Genomic DNA, 23,081 nt, shown 5'->3' on the forward strand with positions numbered 1-23,081 from the left:
TAGATGTTAGTGAGTTTACGCACTATAGAATTAACCACAGTACTCATTTTGCTGAGCGGCGAAATCACATTAATGGGATAGAGAATTTTTGGAATCAAGCAAAGCGTGTGCTAAGAAAGTATAATGGAATTGATCGAAAATCTTTCCCTCTTTTTTTGAAAGAATGTGAGTTTCGTTTCAACTATGGGACACCATCTCAACAGCTCAAAATCCTGCGGAAATGGTGTCAGATTTAACGCTAATCTACTTCAGCCCCGATTTTAAAAACAAATCGGTGTTATTCAAAGACTCCTTAGACTTACTCTCTGATGCCACCAATACACTCAGAAAAATTACTAATCAAATGTCCTCAATTAGCGAAATCTCTAATAAATCATTAGATTTGTTAGATGCACTTTTTGAGGCTTCCAAAGATGTTGTAAGCATTGTCTATTCAAAAGGCGCGGTCGACATTACAAAATCAGCAACAGAATTAGTGGCAAAAGCGGCGTTAATTGTTGATAAAAGTGTCTTAGTGGCAAATAAAGATAACACCATTAGTGAAGCTGTTTATCATTCTATTAACAACTCATTACAAAATATTCAAAAAACAGCTATCAATATTGCTACACATTCACATAATGAAGATAAAGCTGAAATTGCTAAAGCAACTTTTGAGTTACTTTCTCAAGTTAGTGATGTGATCAGTAGTGCCTTAAAAAACTCAGGTGATATAGGTATCGAATCACAACTCTTAGCCGATATTAATCAGTTTTCTCATTCTATTTTGAACACAGCTAAAACAGTTACTGATATAGCTACTATGGATATGAATGATAAAACCTCAATCGCTAAAAATAGCATTTCATTAATAGCCAATGTGAATGATGTTATTTCCGATATTCTAGTAATGACGGATAAAGATACTGAATTATTAAATGCAATTCATAATGTTACTGCGAAAAATCTACAGAATATCGAAGAGAGTGCGGTCAATCTTGCCAATGCGGATGTGCTGTCTCAAGAAGGCAAAGTCAGTATTGCCATTAACTCTTTAACATTAATATCGCAAACCAACAAAATTGTTGCTCAAGTGCTAAATGAAGCTAATTTAAGCACCTCAAAAACCCAGTTTGTTGGTGAATTAACAGATGTATTATTAAATACAGCAAAAAGTATTACATTGTTAGCCACTGGCAATAATTCAACACCGTTAGGAAAGGAACAACTTGCCGTTGCATCAACAAATCTTATTGGCAATGTGAATGATCTTATTCAATCCATTACAACTTTTAACGGTAAAGAGGATATTGGTAACGCCTTACATAGTGCAGTTGATGGGCAATTATCTCAAATCAAACAGCTTGCTATTGCATTATCAAATAGTGATCTTGATTCTTCTCAAGGTAAAACTGCGATAGCCATTACTTCTTTCGGGCTGATTGCACAAGCAAATAATATTATCAATAAATTCTTGGATAATATGAGTTTAAGTACTAATGTGAGTAAATCGGTTCATAGTTTGACTAATTCAGCGCTAGATGCAGCCAAAATTCTCACAAACGTAGTACAAGTAGATGCTAATAACAATCAAGGAAAGGTCGTGATTGCCAATAGTTCATTAGAACTTTCTAAAACAGCAAGTGATATTGTGTCTACTGTGTTAAAAAGCACATCTATTTCAACACAACATATTGATATAATTCATAATGCAGTAAATAAAACATTAACAGAAATGAAAGATAGTGCGGTAGCAATAGCACTTGCTTCATCTGAAAATAATAGCGCTGAAATTGCAACGCATTCATTAAGTCTGTTATCCGATGCAAGTAATATGTTGAAAGATATTATGCAAGGAATGAGCCCTAATAATGTCATTGCTCCGAAAACATTAGAATTATTTAACTCACTATTTGCGACAGCTCAAAATATCGTTCAATTAACTGACGCAAAATCTTCAGAAAACATTGCTAAAGCTAGTGTTGATTTGGTGCAAAGCGCAACGATTATCCTCAATAACGTATTAACGTTGGCTAACGTTGATTCTTCTTTAAGTAAAGCTTTTCATCAATCATTTGATGCTTCAGTTTCTCAAATTAAAGAGGTAGCAGCTCAATTAGCTACCGCGTCTTCGGCTTCTGATAAAGCTGAGATTGCAAAACTCTCTTTTGATTTTATTAGTCAAGTAAGCGATTTAGCAACCAACACCTTAACAACAGCTAATACCGGATTAGATACAACACTACTGAATAACGTTAATAGCCTTTCTCATTCTGTCTTAGATGCAGCAAAATCAGTAACTAATATTATTGTTAGTGATAACCCAGCGAATACCGCCAGTTTATCCGTTTCATTAGTTAATAATGCTAATGAAATTGTTTCAAATATCTTAACCTTATCTGGAAAACAAAACGCACTCTCTACGGCAGTACACGATGTAACAGCTAAGCATTTAGCGCCGATTGAGAAAATAGCGATTAACCTTGCGAATGCCGATAACTCAAGCAGTGATGGAAAAGTTGCTATTGCGTTAAACTCATTAACATTAATTGCACAAAGTAATCATTTAATTGAAGAGGTGTTGAAAGAGGCTAACTTAGATAATGCTAAGACTACATTCGCTCACAATTTAACTGATTTAGTATTAGATACTGCGAAAACGATAACTGCATTAGCATCTGCTGACACCAATAAAGTAGATGGCAAACAGCAAATTGCCTCTGCTTCTACACATTTAATCGGACAAATTAATGAGATTGTCAAATCAATCACGACAATAACCAATTCAGAAACAAAAGTTGGTAATGCAGCATATCAATCTTTAAAAAATCATTTAGATCAAGTAGAAAGTATCGCGATGAAACTCGCTGCCGCAAATGCTTCAACAGCGGAGGGCAAAACAGAGATTGCTATTGAGTCTTTCAATTTAATCTCAAAAACCAATGGCATAATGACCGATTTCTTAAATCAAATTGGAATAAAAGAAGAGTTAACCAAACCAATCCAAGGTTTATCTAATTCTATTTTAGATACTGCCAAAACCTTAACTTATGTTGTACAAATTGACCCAACAACAGACAAAGGTAAACTTTCTATCGCAGATAGCTCATTTGAATTGGCAAAATCTGCTAACCAAATTGTCTCATATATTATGGATTTATCCGGCTGCTCAAGTGAACTAAGCCATAATATTGCCAATACGGCTCATCAAATCTTGTCTATATCCCAAGACAGACTATTAAGCATTGGAAATAATATTTCTGCATTGGCAAATGCCGATAAACTCACAAAAGAAGGCGTGAAAATTATTGTAGACAGTTCATTTGCCATCACCAGCGATGTAAATGGCTTTATCACTGATGTGGTGAAAACAGTAGGCAAAGACGGCAATCCTAAAGTGGGTTCAGCCCTGTCGTTATCCAATTCGATTATTGATATGGGGCATTCTATTGCAAACTTAATCCAATCGGATGTTAATACAAGTAGCGGAAAAGCGGCTATTGCTGAAGGCTCAATTAAATTAATTGGCAATATTAATGGCTTAGTCAGTGACGTGTTAAGCCTTTCTAATGCCTCTACCGCCGTTTCTGAAGCTATAAGTTCTTCTGCGGGAGGTATTTTAACTAATTTATCTTCTTTGATAAGTTCATCAATTAAACTTCATAATTGGTCTAATATGACCCAAGCTGATCAAATTGCAGTGGGGTTTGATATTGGATTGAAAGCGGTAAGCACTATTGCGACAGGAGTTGGCACAACAGCACAATCCATTGCAAAAATAATTGGTACTACTACGATGTTGCCACAAATTGGTGCTGCTGTATCAGGAATCGCTCTGGCAGCAAGTCCGTTAGAGATAAAAGGCTTAGTTGACGAGCATAAATATGTAAAACAAATTGATTCTCTTGCATCAGAAACAAAAACTTATGGCTATCAAGGTGATGAGTTATTAGCCAGTCTTTTAAATGAAAAATTTGCACTCAATACCGCATATACCGCTACAGACATTGCTTTAAATTTAGCAACTACAGCGATCTCTGTGGCAGCAACAGCAAGTGTCATTGGTGCACCAATTGCGGCCATTGCAGGTGTAGTCAGAGGAGCTATCGGCGGTATTATGTCGGCGATCAAACAACCAGCATTGGAACATATTGCTAAACGTTATGTCGATCAAATTGAAAAGTATGGTGATATTCAAAAATACTTTGATCAAAATACTGAGGCGACATTAAATAAATTCTATGCTAACCAAGAAGTGATTCAATCATTTAAGCAATTACACAAATTATATAATGTTGATAACATTATTACTCTGGATGGTGTTTCCAGTTCAAATAGTGCTATTGAATTAGCCGCTATTACCAAATTAGTTGATCAAATGAATAAAGCAAATAATTATGCTCAACTAATTCGTAACGGTGAAATAGATAAAGCTCTCAGCGCTCAATATTTGAGTATGGATGCTAAAACGGGCGTGTTGGAAATTACCGCACCAGGCAATTCATTAATAAAATTTAATAGTCCTCTGTTTGCGCCGGGTGTTGAAGAAGCGCGCAGAAAAGCGGTTGGCAAAAATAATTTTTATACCGATCTTATTATTAATGGTCCAAATGAACATACTATTAATGATGGTGCAGGTAATAATATTTTTATTTCTAATGATAAATATGCCTCCGTTTTATATGATGAAAATGGAAAATTATTGAAGCATATTAACCTCAATATCAATGCCGGCGATGGAAATGATACCTATATTGCGGATAACGGCCACTCTCTGTTTAATGGCGGCAATGGCACCGATAGCGTGAGCTATAATAATGAACACATTCACGGTATCGTTGTTCACGGTCGAGATATCGGCACTTATGCCGTCATAAAACATATTGCTGACGCAGAAGTGACCGTTGAAAACATCAAAGTGAAAAACCAGCAATATGGCAAACGACAAGAACGCGTTGAATATCGAGAATTACATATTGAAACTAAATCTTATGATTCAAGCGATATGCTTTACAACGTCGAAGTTATCAGTGCCAGTGACTATGATGATGTTATGTATGGTAGTAAAGGTAATGATTACTTCCTCGCACAAAATGGTAATGATCTTGTTTATGGTAAAGAGGGTGATGACATTATTTTCGGTGGTGCTGGTGATGATAAACTTTATGGAGAAACCGGTAACGACACCTTAAATGGCGGTTTAGGCAAAGATTTAATTTATGGTGGCGAAGGAAATGATACCATTATTCAAGATGATGCCCTTAGTTCCGACACTATCTTCGGCGATGAAGGGATTGATACATTAGATCTTCGTCATTTAGTGATTAATGATGAAGGACTCGGTGTTGTTGCTGATCTCCAGTCCGAGAAGCTTTATAAAGGAACCATCTTTGATCATATCTATGATATAGAGAATATTATAGGTACATCAGGAAATGATAACCTTATTGGAAATCATAAAGATAATATCTTAATCGGTAATGATGGTGATGATATTTTAGAAGGCTATAGCGGTAATGATGTACTTGCCGGAGGAAGTGGCATAAATAAACTTTATGGCGGACAGGGAGCAGATATTTATCTCTTATCCACCAACGCCACAAATTATATCTTCGATCTGACAAAAAATAATTTAGCAAAATTAGAGAATTCAGAAGATCTTAACCTTCAATTCACTAAAGATAGCGATGACAATGTTACCTTATCTTTCAACAAAGATGGCAATACTATCGGTAAAACCATTATAGAAAAAGCGAGCCAATTTGGCACATTCTCAATAGGTGATGGATATTACTTAGATCTTAATGATGGCAAATTTAAGTATATTTTATCCGGAGAAAGCTCCAATGCCGATTTAGCTCAAAATACATTACATTTTAATAAAGGTGAAGAACTTCAAGTTCATGCTGCTGCCAAGGATAACCAAATTATATTAGATCACGAACATAAGCATTACATTAATATTTATAGTAATACGCAGACTAATATTAAAGGCTTTGAAGTTGGTAAAGATAAGCTACAATTATCACTGCTCAGCAACAATTTAAGCTCAGACACTACATTAAGATTCAGTGGTTATGATGTTGAAGGAGGAGATGTTAATATTACTTCCGGCAATACCTATATTACGTTGTCCGGTGCGGGGCATACAGATTATGCGAGCAAAACATTTAATGAACTGGTCACTATGTATCTTGTTTAATTATTATGGATAACTTCTCAACTTTAGGAAAAGTAATGTGGCTATGGAGCCATTCAACACTACATCGTCGCTGGCCAATTGAGTCAGCGATACATTACATTATTCCTGCGATAGAAAAGCAGCAATGTAGACTGCTGGTCAATGAGGAAGGAATGCCTATCGGTTATGCCAGTTGGGCGTGGTTAAGTGCGGAGGCTGAAAAACGCTATATCTTAGATCCTAACTCATTACGCTACCAAGATTGGCAAAGTGGCGATCGACTATGGTTTATTGACTTCATCGCGCCATTCAGTTTTCGTGATACGATTAAATTACGCCGATTGATGGGGAAAATTCACGGCAACAGCTATCTTGCCCGCTCAATACGTTTACGAAAAAACAATAAAGCAGAGGTATTTGAACATATGGGCGGAAGTGTTGATATAAATGAAAGCAGAAGGATGAAAGAAGCTTTTTATCAGGAAATCAAGACTGCTTTTATGGAAGAAAATTCATAACCACTTGATAGTAAAAGACTAATTTGCCATTTAGCAAATTAGTCTTTTTTCATATTAATAAAAAATAATGTTATTTTTGAAAATAAACTTTCTTCAGTGCCAACTCTAACCCTCTAAATTCCGCTAAACCGCGCAACCGCCCAATTGCAGAATAACCTGGGTTTGTTTTCTTTTTCAGATCATCTAACATTTGGTGACCGTGATCCGGACGCATCGGAATTAGACGTTTTTCACCATTATCCAAACGGCGATATTCTTCATCTAATAATGCTTTTACCACATTAAACATATCGACATCGCCCTCTAAATGCGCCGCCTCGTGGAAGCTCAAAGGATTATCTTCACGACAAGTTGAACGTAAATGAGCAAAATAAATACGATCAGCAAATTGTTTCGTCATTTTGACAAGATCATTATCAGAACGTACCCCATAAGAACCGGTACACATTGTAAAGCCGTTCGCTTGAAGAGGTTCAGTTTCCACAAACCATTGCATATCTTCTATTGTTGATACAATGCGAGGCAAACCTAAAATCGGACGTGGCGGATCATCCGGATGAATCGCCATTTTAATGCCAACTTCCTGCGCAACCGGCACAACTTCGTGCAAGAAATAAGCCAAATGAGTGCGAAATTTTTCTGGAGAAATATCCTTATAGCGATCTAACTGAGCTTGAAATTCATCGAGCGTATAGCCTTCTTCCGCCCCTGGTAAACCTGCAATAATATTACGAGTAAGTTGCTCAATCTCCTCTTTTGGCATCTTGTCATAATAGGCTTTTGCCGCTTGACGTTCCTGTTCAGTATAAACTGTTTCTGCTCCAGGTCTTTTTAATATATATAATTCAAACGCAGCAAATGCAATTTGATCGAAACGAAGTGCTTTAGAACCATCCGGCAATTGGTATGCCAAATCAGTCCGTGTCCAATCCAAAACCGGCATAAAATTGTAACAAACTGTATCAATACCGCATTGTGCTAAATTACGCAAAGTCTGCTTATAATTTTCAGTCCACTGCTTGTAATTCCCTGTTTGAGTTTTAATTTCTTCGTGTACCGGCACACTTTCCACCACAGACCAAGTTAAGCCAGCCTGTTCAATTAACTGTTTACGCTGATTAATTTCATCAATACTCCAGATTTGACCATTCGGAATATAATGCAAAGCAGTCACAATACCGGTCGCTCCCGCCTGTCTAATATCCGCCAATGATACCGGGTCATTCGGTCCGTACCAACGCCAAGTTTGTTCCATAAGGACTCCTTTTAAATTAATATGTTAAGTTTTTATACCCATTGGTGCTACATTAAATAAATATCCATCAAAATTAGGATCCTCTACATCAGAAAGTTCAAACAATTTCTGTTTTACATTTTCTAAGTGCTGCCACATTGCCTGTCTAGCAAGAAGACCATTCTTTTTTTGGATACCTACAAATATTTCATGATGATCTTTCAACCATAAATGATGGTAATTTTTTTCTAAAATACGAGTATGCAATTGAGCCCACATAGCACTATTAAAACGATACTCCCACAATTGTTCTTGGAACTTTATCAATACGTCGTTTTGTGTTATTTCAGCCAAAGCTAAATGGAAATTTCTATCTGCCGTATAATCATCTATGTTCTTAGATAACATTTCTTTTTCTTCAATTAAAATTTCTTTAAGGTTTTGGATATCCCTTTTAGTTGCCATTTGAGCTGCAAATTCAGCAACACTGCTTTCCACTAGTTGTCTTGCTTGCAATAATTCAAATGGCCCTACATCCGGTAGGGCAAACTTATCATCTCCTTTGATATTACCCGGTGTATTTATTACATAGACACCTGAACCTTTCTTGACTTCTACTAATTTCTCAACTTCTAGCATCACAATAGCTTCTCTAACTATTGTCCTACTAATACCAAGTCTTTCAGAAATCTCCCTTTCTGTTGGCAATTTATCTCCTATCTTATAAACACCTTGAGATATCTCTTTTTTAAGTAATTCCCCAACCTTGCTATATGTTCTATTGATTATGGTATACATAAATCCTCCTTTTTGGAATACCAAAATATTAAAAACACGATCTGGATCACAAATTTAAAATTTTGGTATACCAAATAAAACAATATTAGATTAATATTTAGCGTATCACTTGGACAAATTACTGTCGAATTATTTTTATTGAATAAATTAAGGTGACCATAATGAAACAATTTATTAAAGCAGTGAAATTAGATAAACCAAATCAGGTATCTATACAGGAAACACAATTTCCAGTAAAAAAAGCAAATGAAGTTTTAATTAAAGTTGAATCCGTTGGTATTTGTGGTTCTGATATTGGTGCATATAGAGGAACCAACCCACTTGTAACATACCCTAGAATTTTAGGGCACGAAGTCGTTGGACGCATTATAGAATCAGGCTTAGGAATGCCGTCCAATATAAAAATTGGAGATCGTGTTATAGTAGATCCCTATATTTATTGTGGGAGCTGCTATCCTTGTTCGATAGGAAGAACAAATTGTTGTACCAATCTTAAAGTTATTGGTGTACATATTGACGGTGGTATGCAAGAAATCATAACCCATCCTGCACATCTTATAACTAAAGTACCAAACAATATTCCTCTTAACTTATTACCTCTAGCAGAACCTCTTACAATCGCCTTACATGCAATCCATAGGACAAAGGTGAAACAAGGTGAATTCGTCACAATTATAGGAGCAGGTGCGATAGGATTGATGGCGGCTTTAGTAAGCAAATTATACGGAGCAACTCCTATATTAATAGATATTCTAGATAAAAGATTAGAATACGCAAAATCTATCGGTGTTACACACACTATAAATTCTCTAAAAGAAGATCCTCAAGAACAAATTAATAAAATTACCAACTCTCAATTATCTCAAGTAGTCATTGAAGCATCCGGTGCAAATGAGTCTATTCAAAATACACTAAAATACACTTCTTTTGCTGGGAGAATTGCATTAACAGGTTGGCCTAAAAAAGAAACTTTATTACCTACAAACATTATTACATTTAAAGAATTAGATATTTATGGTTCAAGAACAAGCAAGGGGGAATTTGAAGAAGCTCTTAATCTAATTTCATCTGGAAAATTCGATGCTAAAGATATTGTCACCAAAACTATTTCATTTGATGAAATTCCTGAATATATAGGAAAATTGTCTAATGAGCCAGACAATTATCTCAAAATAAATGCAGTACTTTAATTAACAACTTAACTCAAGGAGTTCAATATGAAATTAAATAAACTTGCTAAACTATTATTAATCCCAACAATGTTAATAAGTAGTTCTGTATGGGCAAAGACTATCATTAAATTAGGACACTATAATTCTGATACCCATCCTTCAAACATTATATTAAAAGACTATTTTAAAAAAATAGTCGAAGAAAAGACTAATGGAAAATATGAAATTCGAATTTATCCTAATAATCAACTAGGAGGAGAAGATCAAATTGTTAATGGATTAAGAAATGGAACTATAGAAATGGGGATAACAGGGTTACTTCTTCAAAATGTTGATCCAATTTTTGGCGTATGGGAATGGCCATATCTATTTAAAGATAATCTAGAAGCTAAAAAAGTTCTGGAATCTCCTGTTGCTACAGAAATAGGGAATAAAATGGAAAACTATGGCATTAAATTACTAGCGTACGGAATGAATGGTTTCAGAGTAATTTCTTCAAACAAAAATGTAGAAAAGTTTAGTGACTTTAAAGGATTAAGATTAAGAGTGCCTCTAAATTCTTTATTTGTAGATTGGGCTAATGCTATGGGAATGAATCCTCAAAGTATGCCTCTAAGTGAAGTATTTACTGCTTTAGAACAAAAAGTCATAGATGGTCAAGAAAACCCATACATGCTTATTAAAGATTCTGGTTTATATGAAGTTCAAAAATATATAATCCAAACGAATCATATCTTTTCTCCTGGGCTATTACAAATTAGTCTAAAAACTTGGAATAAAATGCCAAAAGAAGATCAAGAAGTATTCTTAGAGGCTGCTAAAGTATATCAAGAAAAAGAATGGGAATTAGCAATGAAGACTGAACAAGAAGTTAAAGATTTTCTAGCTAATAGTGGTACATCCATAGTTATACCAAATGAGCAGCTACGACAAGATATGATTAATTCTTCTCAAACCTTATATGAAAAATTCTATAAGAAATACGACTGGTCTAAAGATGTGATTCAACGTATAAATGAATCCAAATAAACAATTTCCGCTATTAATAAAAATTAATAGCGGAATTTCTTAGGAGATAATATGAAATTATCAAAAATACTGGATAAAACTTTAAAATATTTATCCATACTAGCATTAGTTACTATGATATCTCTAGTATTTTTTAATGCAGTATTACGTTACTTTTTTGATTCTGGAATTGCTTGGTCAGAAGAGTTTGCTAGAATTTGCTTTGTATATATGATTTTTCTAGGAATTATTCTTGTTGCTAAAGAAAAGAAGCATTTAACAGTAGACATCATTATTTCTTATCTACCATCTAGATATAAAATACTATTCAATATAATTGCTGACATCTTGATATTAATATCAACATCATTTATTGCTCTTGGTGCTTACCAATTAATGATATTAACTTATACTCAAAAAATGCCAGCTACTGGTATATCTTCTTCTTTTTTATATGTAATAGCTTTATTATCAGCCATTATGTATTTCACATTAATTATAATTGATTTATTTAAATCAGTATTTAAAAACAGGAGTCTATAATGTTAATATTGTTTCTAGTTAGCTTATTTACACTCCTCTTTCTAGGAGTTCCTGTTGCCTTATCAATGTTATTAAGTGCCAGCATAATGTTAATTAAGATGGATATGTTTGACACTCAATTAATTACAGAAAATTTCGTTATGGGAACAAATAATTTCCCACTAATGGCTATTCCTTTCTTTATGCTTACTGGGGAAATTATGAAATATGGGGGAATTTCTGAAAGAATTATTAACTTTGCCATGAGTATGGTAGGTCATATTAAAGGGGGTTTAGGATATGTTGTTATTATATCTGGATTAATTTTCGCTGGATTATCTGGTTCAGCTGTAGCAGATACTGCCGCTCTCGGAGCTATACTTATTCCAATGATGGCAGCCAGAAAATATGATATATCAAGATCAACAGGTTTAATTTGCGCTGCAGGAATTATTTCTGTTGTAATTCCTCCTAGTATTCCAATGATTATTTATGGTATCACTGCTGGAACATCAATTACAAAATTGTTTATGGGTGGCGCTGTTCCTGGTTTATTAATGGTATTAGGTCTTTGGTTTACTTGGAAAATCCTTTATCGACACGAAGAGTCCAATCTACAAGAAAAACAAAACTCAAAACAACGATGGGACGCATTTAAAAAAGCTTTCCTTCCATTATTACTTCCTGTCATTATTATAGTAGGTCTACGAGGAGGCGTTTTTACTCCAACAGAAGCAGGTGTTGTAGCTGCGATATATGCAGCCATTATTAGTATTATTTATAAAGAATTAAACTTACAAAAAATACAAGATATTTTCCTTAATACTATAAAAACCACCTCTATGGTAATGTTCGTTGCTGCCGCAGCCATGATATCCGCATTTGCTATTACAGTTGCACAAATTCCAATGGAATTAGTAGAATTTTTACAAGGTATAACAACTAGCCCTACAATTTTAATGCTTATATTAATGATATTCCTACTATTAGTAGGATGCGTTATGGATCTTATTCCTGCTGTACTTATTTTTGTACCTGTAATTTTACCTTTATTACGGGCATATCATATAGATCCTGCCTATTTTGGTATTATGATGGTTATAAATTTATCTATTGGCCTAATTACACCTCCAGTTGGCACTGTATTATATGTAGGTTCTGGAATAGCAAATTTAGGTATAGGATCTATTTCTAAAGGAATTTTACCATTTCTTGGAGTTTATATATTGATCTTACTATTAATGGTATTTTTCCCTGATATTGTAATTATCCCTATGAATTGGTTATCTTAATTAGGAGTATAAAATGAATATATCCAAAAACCATAATTTCAAAGACAAAGTCATTGTCATTTCCGGAGCCGGCGGTGTGCTTTGCGCCTTTTTGGCAAAAGAATTAGCAAAAACCCAAGCGAAAATTGCATTGCTTGATATCAATTTAGACGCGGCAAATAAAGTAGCTGATGAAATCACCCAACAAGGTGGAATCGCAAAAGCTTATAAAACCAATGTGCTTGATTTAGAAAGTATTCAACAAACGCGTAATATTATTGCAGAAGATTTCGGCACTTGTGACATTTTAATTAATGGCGCTGGCGGTAATAATCCTAAAGCAACAACCGATAACGAATTTCATCAACCGGATTTACCGGAACATACTAAAACTTTCTTTGATTTAGACAAATCCGGTATTGAATTTGTATTTAATCTCAACTACTTAGGAACGCTTTTGCCAACGCAAGTATTTGCTAAAGATATGATAGGAAAACAAGGGGCAAATATCGTCAACATCTCCAGTATGAATGCGTTCACGCCTTTAACCAAAATCCCAGCATATTCTGGCGCAAAAGCAGCGATTAGTAATTTTACGCAATGGCTTGCAGTTTACTTTTCTAAAGTAGGTATTCGCTGCAATGCGATTGCGCCTGGATTTTTAGTCAGCAACCAAAACCGAGCATTATTATTTGGTGAAAATGGTCAGCCTACTGCAAGAGCAAATAAAATTTTGACCAATACGCCAATGGGAAGATTTGGTGAACCACAAGAGTTATTAGGTGCATTGCTATTTTTAATTGACACTGAATATTCTAGCTTTATCAACGGTGTGATTGTACCGATCGATGGCGGATTCTCCGCTTACAGTGGGGTGTAAAATGAAAGCATTTATGGATGAAGATTTTTTGTTGTCAATTAAAGAAAGCACCAAATGATATGGAGCTATTAGGACAAATGGTACAAAACATCTGTTTTAATAACGCAAAAAATTATTTTAAATAAGGAGAAAATAATTAATCTGACAGTTTCATCAAACAATGAATCTGTCAGATTAATTTTAATCATAAATTCTCTTCTCTGAAGGAATATGGCTTAATCTCACACCAACGCCAATTTAAAGTTTTCTTTTGATAAAAATGGGCGTGCAGAGCTAATCAAATTATCGTCTGTGACAATATCCGTAAATTCCGATAATTTTGCCACCCCGAATAAAGAGTATTTACCGTATTTACTGCTGTCTGCAACCAATACTCGGCGTTTAGCGTGCTGTAATAAAGCACTTTTTAGCTCGGCTTTCTCTTCTGTCGGCGCGGTTACCCCCCGTTCCAAGCTCCACGAATTACAACTGATAAACGCTAAATCAGGATAAAGATTATTCAATAACGAAAGGCTGTGATTACCAATACAAGATTGGCTGGAACTGTCGATATAGCCGCCAGTGATCATTAATTCAATCTGTTTATATTCAGATAAGAAAAGTGCAATGTGAAGATCTGTAGTGATCACCCTTAATGGTAAATGTGCAATTTTTTTTGCGATACTCAACGTTGTGGTGCCGGCATCCAGCACAATAGAATCTCCAGCACTGATAAAGGAAGAAACATATTCTGCAATCCGATCCTTTTCCACCATAAATTTCAGTTGCTTTTCATTAGTAGTAGGTTGAAACGGGATAAACTGGTTTAAACTCACACCGCCGTGAGTTCGGATAATCGTTCCCTGTTGATTAAGTTTAATCAAATCGCGGCGAATTGTTGCAGGAGAAGCATTTGTTGCTTTCACTAGCTGATCAACAGTTGCCAAATTATGATTTTTTAAAAATAACAGGATTTGATCTAAACGGTCTGCAGACATATTCGCCTCTAACTGTAAGAAAACACGCATTGAAGACAATGCGTGTTAAAACGTTTAAGAATGTATTAATTATTCACTAAATTTTTGTTTTTCTCAAATAGTCGGCAATACATTGATGTTAATTCAATTTCATAATATCACTTAATAAGTGATTATTTCCAAAGCCTCCTGATTTTGTCATTACAGTTAAATTTTCATATTGACCATTTTGAATCTGGCAGACCGGTACTCCCGGAACGATCGAATAAAGCAATTTCATCTCTGTGACATTCATTTGCTCCAAGAGTGTCGCAGCCCCATCACCACCAAATAAAATTAAATGATCAAAATGTTTATGATTTAAACAATATAAGCTTAATTCAGCCAAATCCTTTGCAAGTGTTCTAGCAATCATATTTATATCGTTTTCTGCACTAACAACTTTTGTTGGATTAGCTCTAATGATGACATCAGCTTCACTAGAGGTAATTAATGCATTTAATTGTTCTCTTAATGCTTTTGCCGAGATTTTATGATTGAGTAATTGTGACGGAGATGGGTTAAAAACTATTGAATCACCGCCATTGTGTGCAATATATTCATCAACTTGATTTTGGCTAGTTTCGTGGATAGACGTTACCAAGATTAGGCTTCTTCCATGAGTTAAAGCTCTCTTATTATTTGAAGAGGGTAATGTCTGAAGTTTTAATTTATTAGCCAACCCGGCTGATCCGACAGGAATCACTGATTTACCTAAACGTTCAATAACACGAGCAATTATTTCTAAATCATTTTCTGTTTTTGCGTCAACAACTATTTGCTCTAAAGTGGAAGATTGCACTTTTTGCAATAATTCTTGTTCTGTACTGAATGAAACTTGCTCTGCATTCGGTAAAAGATCCGTCATAATTGAAGAGGTTACCGGGCAAATAACATCTTTTCCAGATGGAGTATCTGTAACTGGAATCCCATTAACATACAATATGCCTTTTTCTATTGTCCTTCCCATTTCCGGATACGCTGAACAAATGATTGCTTTTGCATTTGGGTAGCGTGTTTTCCACGCTTTTAATGCACCATCTATCTGATATTGAACAGATCCCCTCATAGTTGAATCTATTTTCAAATATAATTGAGAAATACCACTCGCAGCCTGAATAGCTGAAAAAGTGATCTCTGCTGCATTTTCTCGTGACGCTCTTGTATCGGTAGAAACTGTAAATACATCAGCTTGCGAAAAATCTGTTTTATTTAACAACCTACTATTTGTTTTTAAAATAGTCGAATAGCCCTTTTCTGCAAACATTACACCTGTATCATTGGCTCCGGTAAGATCATCAGCAACAACTAATAAACAATTTTGACTCATTTTAATTTTCTCCTTTTACTTCACTCACTAAACCACCCTGTTTTTTCAACACCCAGGCTGCAAGTAAAGGAGCTACAACGGCTGATACCAAGACTGCTGCTGCAATTTGAGCCGTTGCAGTTTGTACAAACGGGGCAAAAGTCGGATCAGCTTGAGCAACAATTTCCGGCGTAATAATAGCATTGCCCGCTGTTGTTCCTGCAGCAAAGCCTATACCAGATAAATTTCCTCTTCTTAGGATGGATTTATACCCGATGAATACGAGAAAGCCTGTGAATACGGATGATATAACACCTAAAACAATCCCTGTCGCACCACCGGTAACAATCGCGTGCAAATTAATGCCTGTACCTAATGCAAAAGCAAAGAATGGAATAACAATTGCCCCGGTCGGTCTCATAAGATCTGTCCATTTAGGATCTAAATTCCCTACTACCATACCAACAATTAAAGGAATTACAGCAGCTAACATTAATGACAATGGAATATCTGCCAAGCCTGATGCCCCTAAAAACAGTAATACAAAAAATGGTCCATCATTCACTGCTGAAGCAATATAGGCGCCTCTATCACGATAATCACCATATTTACCTGTAAACGCCAACCAAATACCACCATTAGAATTAGCCACTACTGTTAACATAGCGAGTAATGAAATCCCTAATACACCATCATTACCGACAAAAAAGCCAAACGCAGTTACTAATGCTGCTGGCAAAATGGTTTTAAAGAAAAGAATTACACCTGTATGAGCAAGCACTGGGCCAGAACTTTTTAAAGTAATTTGCATCCCTGTAGAAAAAATTAATAATGCGATCAACGGTCCTGCAGAAGATTTAAATAATGCCGTTGTGAACGAGCCTAACCCTAGAAATTCAGGGAAAAAAGTACCGATAACAGAGCCTAAGATTAAAGGAATAACCATAGCTCCACCTGGTATTTTATTCATTCCATCATACAGAGGAATAATAGATTTGGTAGCTTGTTGTGTAGACATAATTCGCTCCTAATTAAACTTAATTTCCAAATTTTATCTGTGCCATTTGAGCGGCAAGATAAAGTGATTCAGTCATACTTTTACTGTCTGCAATCCCTTTACCTGCAATCGGAAATGCCGTACCGTGATCGACAGAAGTACGAATAAACGGTAAACCGACAGTCACGTTCACACCGGTATCAAATCCCAACAACTTAATTGGAATATGACCTTGGTCGTGATACATCACCACCACAATATCGAATTCATTTAGATTGGCAGCACGATGGAACACAGTGTCCGGTGGAATCGGTCCGCTTGCATTAATGCCTAACTGTTTTGCCGCCTCGACAGCCGGCACGATTTCTTTACTATCTTCATCACCGAACATTCCGTTTTCGCCTGAATGCGGATTTAATCCTGCCACAGCAACTCTTGGTTGTTTAAAGCCGAGCATTTTTGCGTTTTCATCCGCTAATTTAATGACTGTCAATACCCGTTCTTTTTTTACTAAATCACAAGCCTTACGGAGCTGAACGTGTGTCGTCACGTGAATAACTCGAAGTTTTTCACTCACTAACATCATTGAATAGTCTTTTGTGCCACTTAATTGCGCCAAAATTTCAGTATGCCCCGGAAACATTTTCCCACCGGCGTGTAACGCTTCCTTATTCAAAGGTGCTGTTACCACCGCTTGAATTTTATTTGCCATAGCGTATTGAACTGCCTTTTCCACATATTCATACGCCGCCTTACCCGCTCGAGGATCCACTTGAGAATAAGGTAAATCCGCCGGCACATTGTCCAAATCGACTAAATCGATAGTCCCATATTTCGCATTTAAATTATCTAAATTTGTTACAACATTTATCTTTAACGGTGATTGCAATAAATCCAATGCTCGTTGCATCATTTTCTTATCGCCAATGACAATGGGTTGAGCAATTTCATAAAGATGTTTATCCGCCAGAGATTTAACAATAATTTCAGCACCAATCCCTGCAGCATCCCCCATTGTTATTCCTAAAACTGGTTTCATTTAATACTCCTATTGATTAAATTTAATCACACAAATATAAGGAAATCACATAGCACTCCTCATACCTCCTAAATTTAGTCTAAATTATATGCATAAAAAGCGATTAAAACTGTGAACAAGATCACAAAATGATTAAATTAAATCAAAAAGATTTTATTTAATCATTTTATATGGATTAGATATGATTAAGTGCCAAATGTTATATTAAGAACAGGTGGTTTAATAAGTCTTTATGATTATTGGAAAAATCGCTGTCATTCACTAAAATAGTTCGAATACTATTCAACTCAAACCATTCAAAACTATGAAAAAAACGACATTAAACTTACTGCTTTCTGCATTTTTAATCGGGAATTTGAGCTTATCTGCTGCCGCACAATCTACAGATGTGCCGCAGAAGGTGGAGCAAAATGGTCAAGATGAAGTTTCATCTCTTCCGGTTATTGATGCGGAATTGACTGTTGCACCGAATGTGCCGGCACCCATTAAACGTGATTATCCGGCTCGTGTAATTGTAAAATTAGAGGCGTTAGAAAAAATTATGGAAATTATGCCGAAAGTGCAATTTAAATATTGGACTTATAACGGTTCTACACCGGCGCCTTTTATTCGTGTGCGTGAGGGCGATACGGTGGAAGTGCATTTATCCAATCCGATTAACTCAAAACTACCGCACAGCATTGATTTCCACTCTTCAGCGGCACCTGACGGAACGGCAATGGCGAGTAATACATTGCCGGGACACACCAGTATTTATCGCTTCAAAGCACTCTCTCCCGGACTTTATCTTTACCATTGTGCCGCAATGCCCGGTGCACCGACACATATTGGTAAAGGAATGTTCGGGCTAATGCTGGTGGAGCCGAAAGCGGGATTGTCGCCGGTTGATAAAGAGTTTTACATTGTACAAAACGAATTTTATACCAATGGTGAATTTGGTGAACCGGGATTACAGGTTTTCAGTTCACAAAAAGCCAGTTATGAATTACCGGATTATGTCGTTTTTAATGGTCATTTTGCCTCAATGATGGGAGATAAGGCCTTGCAAGCCAAAGTGGGTGAAAAATTGCGTTTTTACGTTGGTAATGCCGGCCCAAACAAAGTATCTTCTTTTCATTTAATTGGGAAAACGTTTGATACGGTCTATGTCGAGGCCGGTTCGTTAAAAAATCATAATGTGCAGACTACGTTAATTCCAGCCGGTGGGGCGATGATAGCGGAAACGACTATTCCGGTGCCGGGACAATACACTTTCGTAGATCATTCCATTTTTCGTACTGAGAAAGGTGCGAAGGGAACATTAATGGTAACAGGTGATGAAAATCCAGCGATCTTTAGCGGCAAACTAAAGGACGAACCGTATAACAAACGCAATCCGGATGCGGATGTTTCTACCGGCTTTCAGCACTAATCAAATTCAAGCATAAAAAACGGCAACTTTTATCGTTGCCGTTTTTCTGTTCTATTCATTTTCTTTCTAAAACTTAGTCAGCATTGTAATCATCAACCGCATCATTTGATAATTCACCTGTTAAGGTATAAACACGTTTGGTGCGAGAAATACGCGCACGATATTTTGCCCAAGTTTTTTCAAAAAAGGTTTCTGCCGGACGTTCACCACGGCAAAAAGCCACAAATTGTTTTTCTTCTTCAGTAACCGGTTCACGATTACCATTTTCTAGCTCAAGAAAAGCTAAACCGTGATTTTCCAACGCTTGAGATTCACGAATTGTGTAATCTCCGTGACGCGCAAAACCGCGCGGATAATTTTTATCATCAAAGAAACGACGAGTAACGCTAAAACTTTCAGACATAGTTAAAATTCCTTCATTTTAATCAAAAAGCGAAAAATCGCATTTAAGCAACTTTTCGCCGTAAGTCAATTATTTTTTCAAAAGATATTGGGTTAAATCGACATAACGTTGAATAAACTCTTCAATCGTCTGCACTTTTGAGAAACCGCTGTCATTGCCGGTTTCGATATGGTAATTCCCGTTGATATAGAAATCCGGCACGCCACGAACTTTAAATTTCTCTGCTGCCATTTCTTGTGCGGATACTAATGCATTAACAGCAAAACTATTAATTGCACCATCGAACTCTTTAGCATCAATACCGTTATCAATAAAGATTTGACGAATATCGTCCATTGAAGAGAGGCTGTTTTTCTGAGCTGCTTCAAATAAAGGCGCACGCACTTTATCTTCAGCACCAATCGCCATTGCTAACGCCCAAGCTCGAGTGAGATTTTCTGATTGAGCGCCTAAGAAATTAACGTGATATTGTTTAAATTCAACATTTTTCGGCAAAGATTGTTTAATTTTTTCCGGAATATGGAATTTCATTTCATAGTCATAACAATGAGGGCAATAAAAGGAGAAAAACTCAATCACACTACTATCATTGCTTGGTTTAAAGCCAAGTGAAGTGTAATCCTTTCCTTCAGTAAAATTTTCCGCCGCCATTGCCGGTGATACATTCACCGCAAAAAGCAAGGTTACGATTGCTAATAACAGTTTTTTCATCGTTGTTAAACTCCTATTTAATAATTCCTCGCGCCTTTAATAACGCTGTTTTAAAATCTTCTTCGTAATCTTTTTTAATTCCCGGAATCGGTTCATTTTTATCTTTATCCGCCATTTTCAGATGATAAATAATAACCTCATCACTTAACTCGCTTAATTCGCCATCGAAGCCGGCTTCTTTAGCAATTTTTTGCAGAATTTGCATTAAATTCAAGTCCGGATCTTTTGACCAATAAGGCTGCAACAGCTCCAAAACTTCATTTAAACGATGACATTTCATCGGATTTTCCTCACAGTTTTTAGTTGGTGTGCGATAATACCACTTAATTTTTTAATTGCCAAAAAGAGATTACAATGCAGGAACAGATTAGTGCAGTTATTTTGTGTGGTGGGCAAGCTCGGCGAATGAACGGTGTTGATAAAGGCTTACAGCGATTACAAGGAAAACCGTTATATCAATGGGTTTATCAGGCAATTGCAACGCAAGTCGATGAAGTAATCATCAGTGCAAATCGTTCATTATCACAATATGCCGAAAGCGGCTTGCCGGTGATTTCAGATCACATTGAGGGCTTTCTTGGTCCGTTAAGCGGAATGTTTAGCGGATTACAGACGGCAAAACACGATTGGGTGCTATTTGTGCCTTGTGATACGCCTTTTTTACCTGTAAATTTAGTAACTCGTTTACTGGATAAACGCCGCACCAACACAGAGGTTGTTTATGTTACTGATGGTGAGCGTGAGCATCCGACCTGTTGCCTGTTAAAACGAACTTTAAGTGCCGATCTAAAGAGTTATTTGCAACAGGGAAATCGGCGTGTATTACAATTTTTTCAACAACATAATTATGAAACTGCTGATTTTTCCGCACAAAAATCCTGTTTTACAAACATAAACTCACTTGAACAACTAGCTTTTTATCACCAAAGAGGGAATTTGAAATGAATCAATCTGTATTAACTGTGATCGGCAAAGACCGAATCGGTATCGTCTATGATGTTGCAAAATTACTTGCCGAACAACAGATCAACATTGTGAATATCAGCCAACAATTAATGGATGGTTATTTCACAATGATTTTATTGGTGGATACCACTGAATGTAAAAAAGATTATCAAACCTTAGCCGCTTATTGCAGTGAAGAGGGGCAAAAATTAGGATTAGATTTGCGCCTACAAAACACTGAAATTTTTAACGCAATGTACCGCATTTAAAGGTGGCTATATGAGCAACAGTATTCAATCTTATGAAATTCTAGAAACATTGCGAATGGTGTCGGATCAAAATTTTGATGTCCGCACTATCACTATTGGTATCGATTTACACGACTGTATCAGTGATAACATTGATGTATTAAATCAAAATATTTATGACAAAATTGTGCGTATTGGCGGTGATCTGGTGCAAACCGCACGCGAACTTTCAGCAAAATATGGTATTCCTATCGTAAACCAACGCATTTCCGTCACACCTATTGCACAGATTGCTGCAGCTACTAAAGCAAATTCTTATGTTTCGATTGCTCAAACCTTAGATCGTGCCGCCAAAGCTATCGGTGTATCTTTTATCGGCGGTTTTTCCGCCTTGGTGCATAAAGGGATGAGTCCTTCTGATGAAGTGTTAATCCGCTCTATTCCGCAAGCAATGAAAACCACTGATATTGTTTGTAGTTCAGTCAACATCGGTTCAACCAAAGCTGGCATTAATATGGATGCAGTTAAATTGGTGGGCGAAATGGTTAAACAGACCTCTGAAATCACGCCGGAAGGTTTCGGTTGTGCCAAAGTGGTGATTTTCTGTAATGCAGTGGAAGATAATCCTTTTATGGCTGGGGCTTTCCACGGTGCCGGTGAAGGTGATGCGGTGATTAATGTCGGCGTTTCCGGCCCGGGCGTTGTAAAAGCGGCATTGGAAAACAGTCAAGCCACCACCTTAACTGAAGTGGCAGAAATTGTGAAAAAAACGGCATTCAAAATTACACGTGTTGGCGAATTGATCGGGCAGGAAGCTAGCAAGCGTTTAGGCATTCCGTTTGGCATTTTAGATCTATCACTGGCTCCAACTCCTGCTATCGGAGATAGCGTTGCTCGTATCTTAGAGCAAATGGGATTAACAGTTTGCGGCACTCACGGCACAACCGCAGCTTTAGCGTTACTCAATGATGCGGTGAAAAAAGGTGGAATGATGGCAAGCAGTTCTGTCGGCGGTTTAAGCGGTGCTTTTATTCCGGTTTCCGAAGATGAGGGAATGATTGCCGCCGCTAAACAAGGCACTTTAACCTTGGATAAATTGGAAGCCATGACTGCGGTCTGCTCAGTCGGTTTGGATATGATCGCTGTTCCAGGTTCCACTTCCGCCAGTACCATTTCCGGCATTATTGCTGATGAAGCGGCAATCGGGATGATCAACAGCAAAACCACTGCTGTGCGCATCATTCCTGTTCCGGGGAAAGATGTCGGTGATATGGTTGAGTTCGGCGGTTTACTCGGTTATGCCCCGATTATGCCGGTTAAAGAGGGATCTTGCGAAATTTTCGTTAATCGTGGCGGACGCATTCCGGCACCGGTTCAATCATTGAAAAACTGATGAAAAAAAGAAAAGCAGATAAAAGGTTTGCTACTCTTGTCTGCTTACAACACTCATGGTGCTTAGC

The 23,081-nt window shown here is 36.6% G+C and carries 21 protein-coding genes; 12 read left to right on the forward strand and 9 right to left on the reverse strand.

What is annotated here, in order from left to right; all coding sequences use genetic code 11:
- The 3 genes from A3EO_RS0100460 to A3EO_RS0100470 form a co-directional block, all read left to right on the forward strand.
- Window positions 1-236: IS1595 family transposase (locus A3EO_RS0100460; RefSeq protein ID WP_018345524.1), on the forward strand; the 236-nt coding region annotated here is incomplete at its 5' end.
- Window positions 221-6,181 (forward strand): hypothetical protein, encoded by a 5,961-nt coding sequence (locus A3EO_RS0100465; RefSeq protein ID WP_018345525.1) that lies wholly within the window; start codon window positions 221-223, stop codon window positions 6,179-6,181. The genes A3EO_RS0100460 and A3EO_RS0100465, both read left to right, overlap by 16 nt.
- Before the next feature lie 35 nt (window positions 6,182-6,216).
- Window positions 6,217-6,678 (forward strand): toxin-activating lysine-acyltransferase, encoded by a 462-nt coding sequence (locus A3EO_RS0100470; protein ID WP_080638268.1) that lies wholly within the window; start codon window positions 6,217-6,219, stop codon window positions 6,676-6,678.
- A 70-nt stretch (window positions 6,679-6,748) separates the two neighbouring features.
- Here the strand turns inward: A3EO_RS0100470 and uxuA are convergent, their stop codons facing one another.
- On the reverse strand, window positions 6,749-7,933 hold the full coding sequence (uxuA, locus tag A3EO_RS0100475) for a mannonate dehydratase (RefSeq protein ID WP_018345527.1): 1,185 nt from the start codon (window positions 7,931-7,933) through the stop codon (window positions 6,749-6,751).
- Between the two features lie 24 nt (window positions 7,934-7,957).
- Complete coding sequence (locus A3EO_RS0100480; RefSeq protein ID WP_018345528.1) at window positions 7,958-8,710, reverse strand: GntR family transcriptional regulator; 753 nt, start codon at window positions 8,708-8,710, stop codon at window positions 7,958-7,960.
- A 161-nt stretch (window positions 8,711-8,871) separates the two neighbouring features.
- Here A3EO_RS0100480 and A3EO_RS0100485 point away from each other — a divergent pair, with 161 nt between their 5' ends.
- The 5 genes from A3EO_RS0100485 to A3EO_RS0100505 are packed head-to-tail and all read left to right on the forward strand — an operon-like array spanning window position 8,872 to window position 13,563.
- Entirely contained in the window at window positions 8,872-9,900 is a 1,029-nt protein-coding gene (locus A3EO_RS0100485) for a zinc-binding alcohol dehydrogenase family protein (protein ID WP_018345529.1), read from the forward strand.
- Window positions 9,901-9,927: 27 nt separating this feature from the next.
- Entirely contained in the window at window positions 9,928-10,911 is a 984-nt protein-coding gene (locus A3EO_RS0100490) for a TRAP transporter substrate-binding protein (RefSeq protein ID WP_018345530.1), read from the forward strand.
- 51 nt (window positions 10,912-10,962) lie between these two features.
- Window positions 10,963-11,433: a TRAP transporter small permease gene (locus A3EO_RS0100495; protein ID WP_018345531.1), complete on the forward strand. Its 471-nt coding sequence runs from the start codon at window positions 10,963-10,965 to the stop codon at window positions 11,431-11,433.
- Window positions 11,433-12,704, forward strand: coding sequence for a TRAP transporter large permease (locus A3EO_RS0100500; protein ID WP_018345532.1), 1,272 nt, complete (start codon window positions 11,433-11,435; stop codon window positions 12,702-12,704). Before A3EO_RS0100495 ends, A3EO_RS0100500 begins: the two co-directional genes overlap by 1 nt.
- A 13-nt stretch (window positions 12,705-12,717) precedes the next feature.
- Window positions 12,718-13,563, forward strand: coding sequence for an SDR family oxidoreductase (locus A3EO_RS0100505; RefSeq protein ID WP_018345533.1), 846 nt, complete (start codon window positions 12,718-12,720; stop codon window positions 13,561-13,563).
- A 221-nt stretch (window positions 13,564-13,784) separates the two neighbouring features.
- Here the strand turns inward: A3EO_RS0100505 and A3EO_RS0100510 are convergent, their stop codons facing one another.
- The 4 genes from A3EO_RS0100510 to pdxA all read right to left on the reverse strand — a co-directional run bounded on the left by A3EO_RS0100510 (window position 13,785) and on the right by pdxA (window position 17,903).
- A complete protein-coding gene (locus tag A3EO_RS0100510; RefSeq protein WP_018345534.1) occupies window positions 13,785-14,540 on the reverse strand; it encodes a DeoR/GlpR family DNA-binding transcription regulator in 756 nt (251 codons plus the stop codon).
- A 118-nt stretch (window positions 14,541-14,658) separates the two neighbouring features.
- Window positions 14,659-15,888, reverse strand: a complete 1,230-nt coding sequence (locus A3EO_RS0100515) for a four-carbon acid sugar kinase family protein (protein WP_018345535.1) — start codon at window positions 15,886-15,888, stop codon at window positions 14,659-14,661.
- Between the two features lies 1 nt (window position 15,889).
- Window positions 15,890-16,885, reverse strand: a complete 996-nt coding sequence (locus A3EO_RS0100520) for a 2-keto-3-deoxygluconate permease (RefSeq protein ID WP_013746554.1) — start codon at window positions 16,883-16,885, stop codon at window positions 15,890-15,892.
- Between the two features lie 19 nt (window positions 16,886-16,904).
- On the reverse strand, window positions 16,905-17,903 hold the full coding sequence (gene pdxA, locus A3EO_RS0100525) for a 4-hydroxythreonine-4-phosphate dehydrogenase PdxA (RefSeq protein ID WP_018345536.1): 999 nt from the start codon (window positions 17,901-17,903) through the stop codon (window positions 16,905-16,907).
- 304 nt (window positions 17,904-18,207) lie between these two features.
- Between pdxA and nirK the strand changes: the two genes are divergently transcribed.
- Complete coding sequence (gene nirK, locus A3EO_RS0100530) at window positions 18,208-19,314, forward strand: copper-containing nitrite reductase (RefSeq protein WP_018345537.1); 1,107 nt, start codon at window positions 18,208-18,210, stop codon at window positions 19,312-19,314.
- A 73-nt stretch (window positions 19,315-19,387) separates the two neighbouring features.
- Here the strand turns inward: nirK and A3EO_RS0100535 are convergent, their stop codons facing one another.
- From A3EO_RS0100535 to A3EO_RS0100545, 3 genes are all read right to left on the reverse strand, one after another.
- Complete coding sequence (locus A3EO_RS0100535) at window positions 19,388-19,717, reverse strand: MaoP family protein (protein ID WP_018345538.1); 330 nt, start codon at window positions 19,715-19,717, stop codon at window positions 19,388-19,390.
- 69 nt (window positions 19,718-19,786) lie between these two features.
- Window positions 19,787-20,428 carry a thiol:disulfide interchange protein DsbA gene (dsbA, locus tag A3EO_RS0100540; RefSeq protein WP_018345539.1) on the reverse strand — a complete coding sequence of 214 codons (642 nt, stop codon included), beginning with the start codon at window positions 20,426-20,428 and terminating at the stop codon, window positions 19,787-19,789.
- Window positions 20,429-20,441: 13 nt separating this feature from the next.
- Window positions 20,442-20,708, reverse strand: a complete 267-nt coding sequence (locus A3EO_RS0100545) for a YihD family protein (protein ID WP_013746548.1) — start codon at window positions 20,706-20,708, stop codon at window positions 20,442-20,444.
- Window positions 20,709-20,782: 74 nt separating this feature from the next.
- On the opposite strand from A3EO_RS0100545, the gene mobA reads away from it, so the two are divergent.
- Genes mobA through A3EO_RS0100560 form a run of 3 tightly spaced genes read left to right on the forward strand, consistent with a single transcriptional unit; the run spans window position 20,783 to window position 23,014 of the window.
- A complete protein-coding gene (gene mobA, locus A3EO_RS0100550; RefSeq protein ID WP_018345540.1) occupies window positions 20,783-21,373 on the forward strand; it encodes a molybdenum cofactor guanylyltransferase MobA in 591 nt (196 codons plus the stop codon).
- Window positions 21,370-21,642: an ACT domain-containing protein gene (locus A3EO_RS0100555; protein ID WP_013746546.1), complete on the forward strand. Its 273-nt coding sequence runs from the start codon at window positions 21,370-21,372 to the stop codon at window positions 21,640-21,642. Before mobA ends, A3EO_RS0100555 begins: the two co-directional genes overlap by 4 nt.
- A 10-nt stretch (window positions 21,643-21,652) precedes the next feature.
- Window positions 21,653-23,014, forward strand: coding sequence for a PFL family protein (locus A3EO_RS0100560; protein ID WP_018345541.1), 1,362 nt, complete (start codon window positions 21,653-21,655; stop codon window positions 23,012-23,014).
- Window positions 23,015-23,081 lie beyond the last annotated feature (67 nt).

The sequence above is a fragment of the Gallibacterium anatis DSM 16844 = F 149 genome (assembly GCF_000379785.1).
In the GTDB taxonomy this organism is placed as follows: Bacteria; Pseudomonadota; Gammaproteobacteria; order Enterobacterales; family Pasteurellaceae; genus Gallibacterium; species Gallibacterium anatis.

Coding starts and splice junctions, on each gene's coding strand:
- uxuA (WP_018345527.1), bottom strand. CDS start 7,933: ATGGAACAAACTTGGCGTTGGTACGGACCGAATGACCCGGTATCATTG.
- A3EO_RS0100490 (WP_018345530.1), top strand. CDS start 9,928: ATGAAATTAAATAAACTTGCTAAACTATTATTAATCCCAACAATGTTA.
- A3EO_RS0100485 (WP_018345529.1), top strand. CDS start 8,872: ATGAAACAATTTATTAAAGCAGTGAAATTAGATAAACCAAATCAGGTA.
- A3EO_RS0100505 (WP_018345533.1), top strand. CDS start 12,718: ATGAATATATCCAAAAACCATAATTTCAAAGACAAAGTCATTGTCATT.
- A3EO_RS0100465 (WP_018345525.1), top strand. CDS start 221: ATGGTGTCAGATTTAACGCTAATCTACTTCAGCCCCGATTTTAAAAAC.
- A3EO_RS0100495 (WP_018345531.1), top strand. CDS start 10,963: ATGAAATTATCAAAAATACTGGATAAAACTTTAAAATATTTATCCATA.
- dsbA (WP_018345539.1), bottom strand. CDS start 20,428: ATGAAAAAACTGTTATTAGCAATCGTAACCTTGCTTTTTGCGGTGAAT.
- A3EO_RS0100520 (WP_013746554.1), bottom strand. CDS start 16,885: ATGTCTACACAACAAGCTACCAAATCTATTATTCCTCTGTATGATGGA.
- A3EO_RS0100535 (WP_018345538.1), bottom strand. CDS start 19,717: ATGTCTGAAAGTTTTAGCGTTACTCGTCGTTTCTTTGATGATAAAAAT.
- A3EO_RS0100545 (WP_013746548.1), bottom strand. CDS start 20,708: ATGAAATGTCATCGTTTAAATGAAGTTTTGGAGCTGTTGCAGCCTTAT.
- mobA (WP_018345540.1), top strand. CDS start 20,783: ATGCAGGAACAGATTAGTGCAGTTATTTTGTGTGGTGGGCAAGCTCGG.
- A3EO_RS0100515 (WP_018345535.1), bottom strand. CDS start 15,888: ATGAGTCAAAATTGTTTATTAGTTGTTGCTGATGATCTTACCGGAGCC.
- A3EO_RS0100510 (WP_018345534.1), bottom strand. CDS start 14,540: ATGTCTGCAGACCGTTTAGATCAAATCCTGTTATTTTTAAAAAATCAT.
- A3EO_RS0100480 (WP_018345528.1), bottom strand. CDS start 8,710: ATGTATACCATAATCAATAGAACATATAGCAAGGTTGGGGAATTACTT.
- A3EO_RS0100500 (WP_018345532.1), top strand. CDS start 11,433: ATGTTAATATTGTTTCTAGTTAGCTTATTTACACTCCTCTTTCTAGGA.
- pdxA (WP_018345536.1), bottom strand. CDS start 17,903: ATGAAACCAGTTTTAGGAATAACAATGGGGGATGCTGCAGGGATTGGT.
- A3EO_RS0100555 (WP_013746546.1), top strand. CDS start 21,370: ATGAATCAATCTGTATTAACTGTGATCGGCAAAGACCGAATCGGTATC.
- A3EO_RS0100470 (WP_080638268.1), top strand. CDS start 6,217: ATGTGGCTATGGAGCCATTCAACACTACATCGTCGCTGGCCAATTGAG.
- A3EO_RS0100560 (WP_018345541.1), top strand. CDS start 21,653: ATGAGCAACAGTATTCAATCTTATGAAATTCTAGAAACATTGCGAATG.
- nirK (WP_018345537.1), top strand. CDS start 18,208: ATGAAAAAAACGACATTAAACTTACTGCTTTCTGCATTTTTAATCGGG.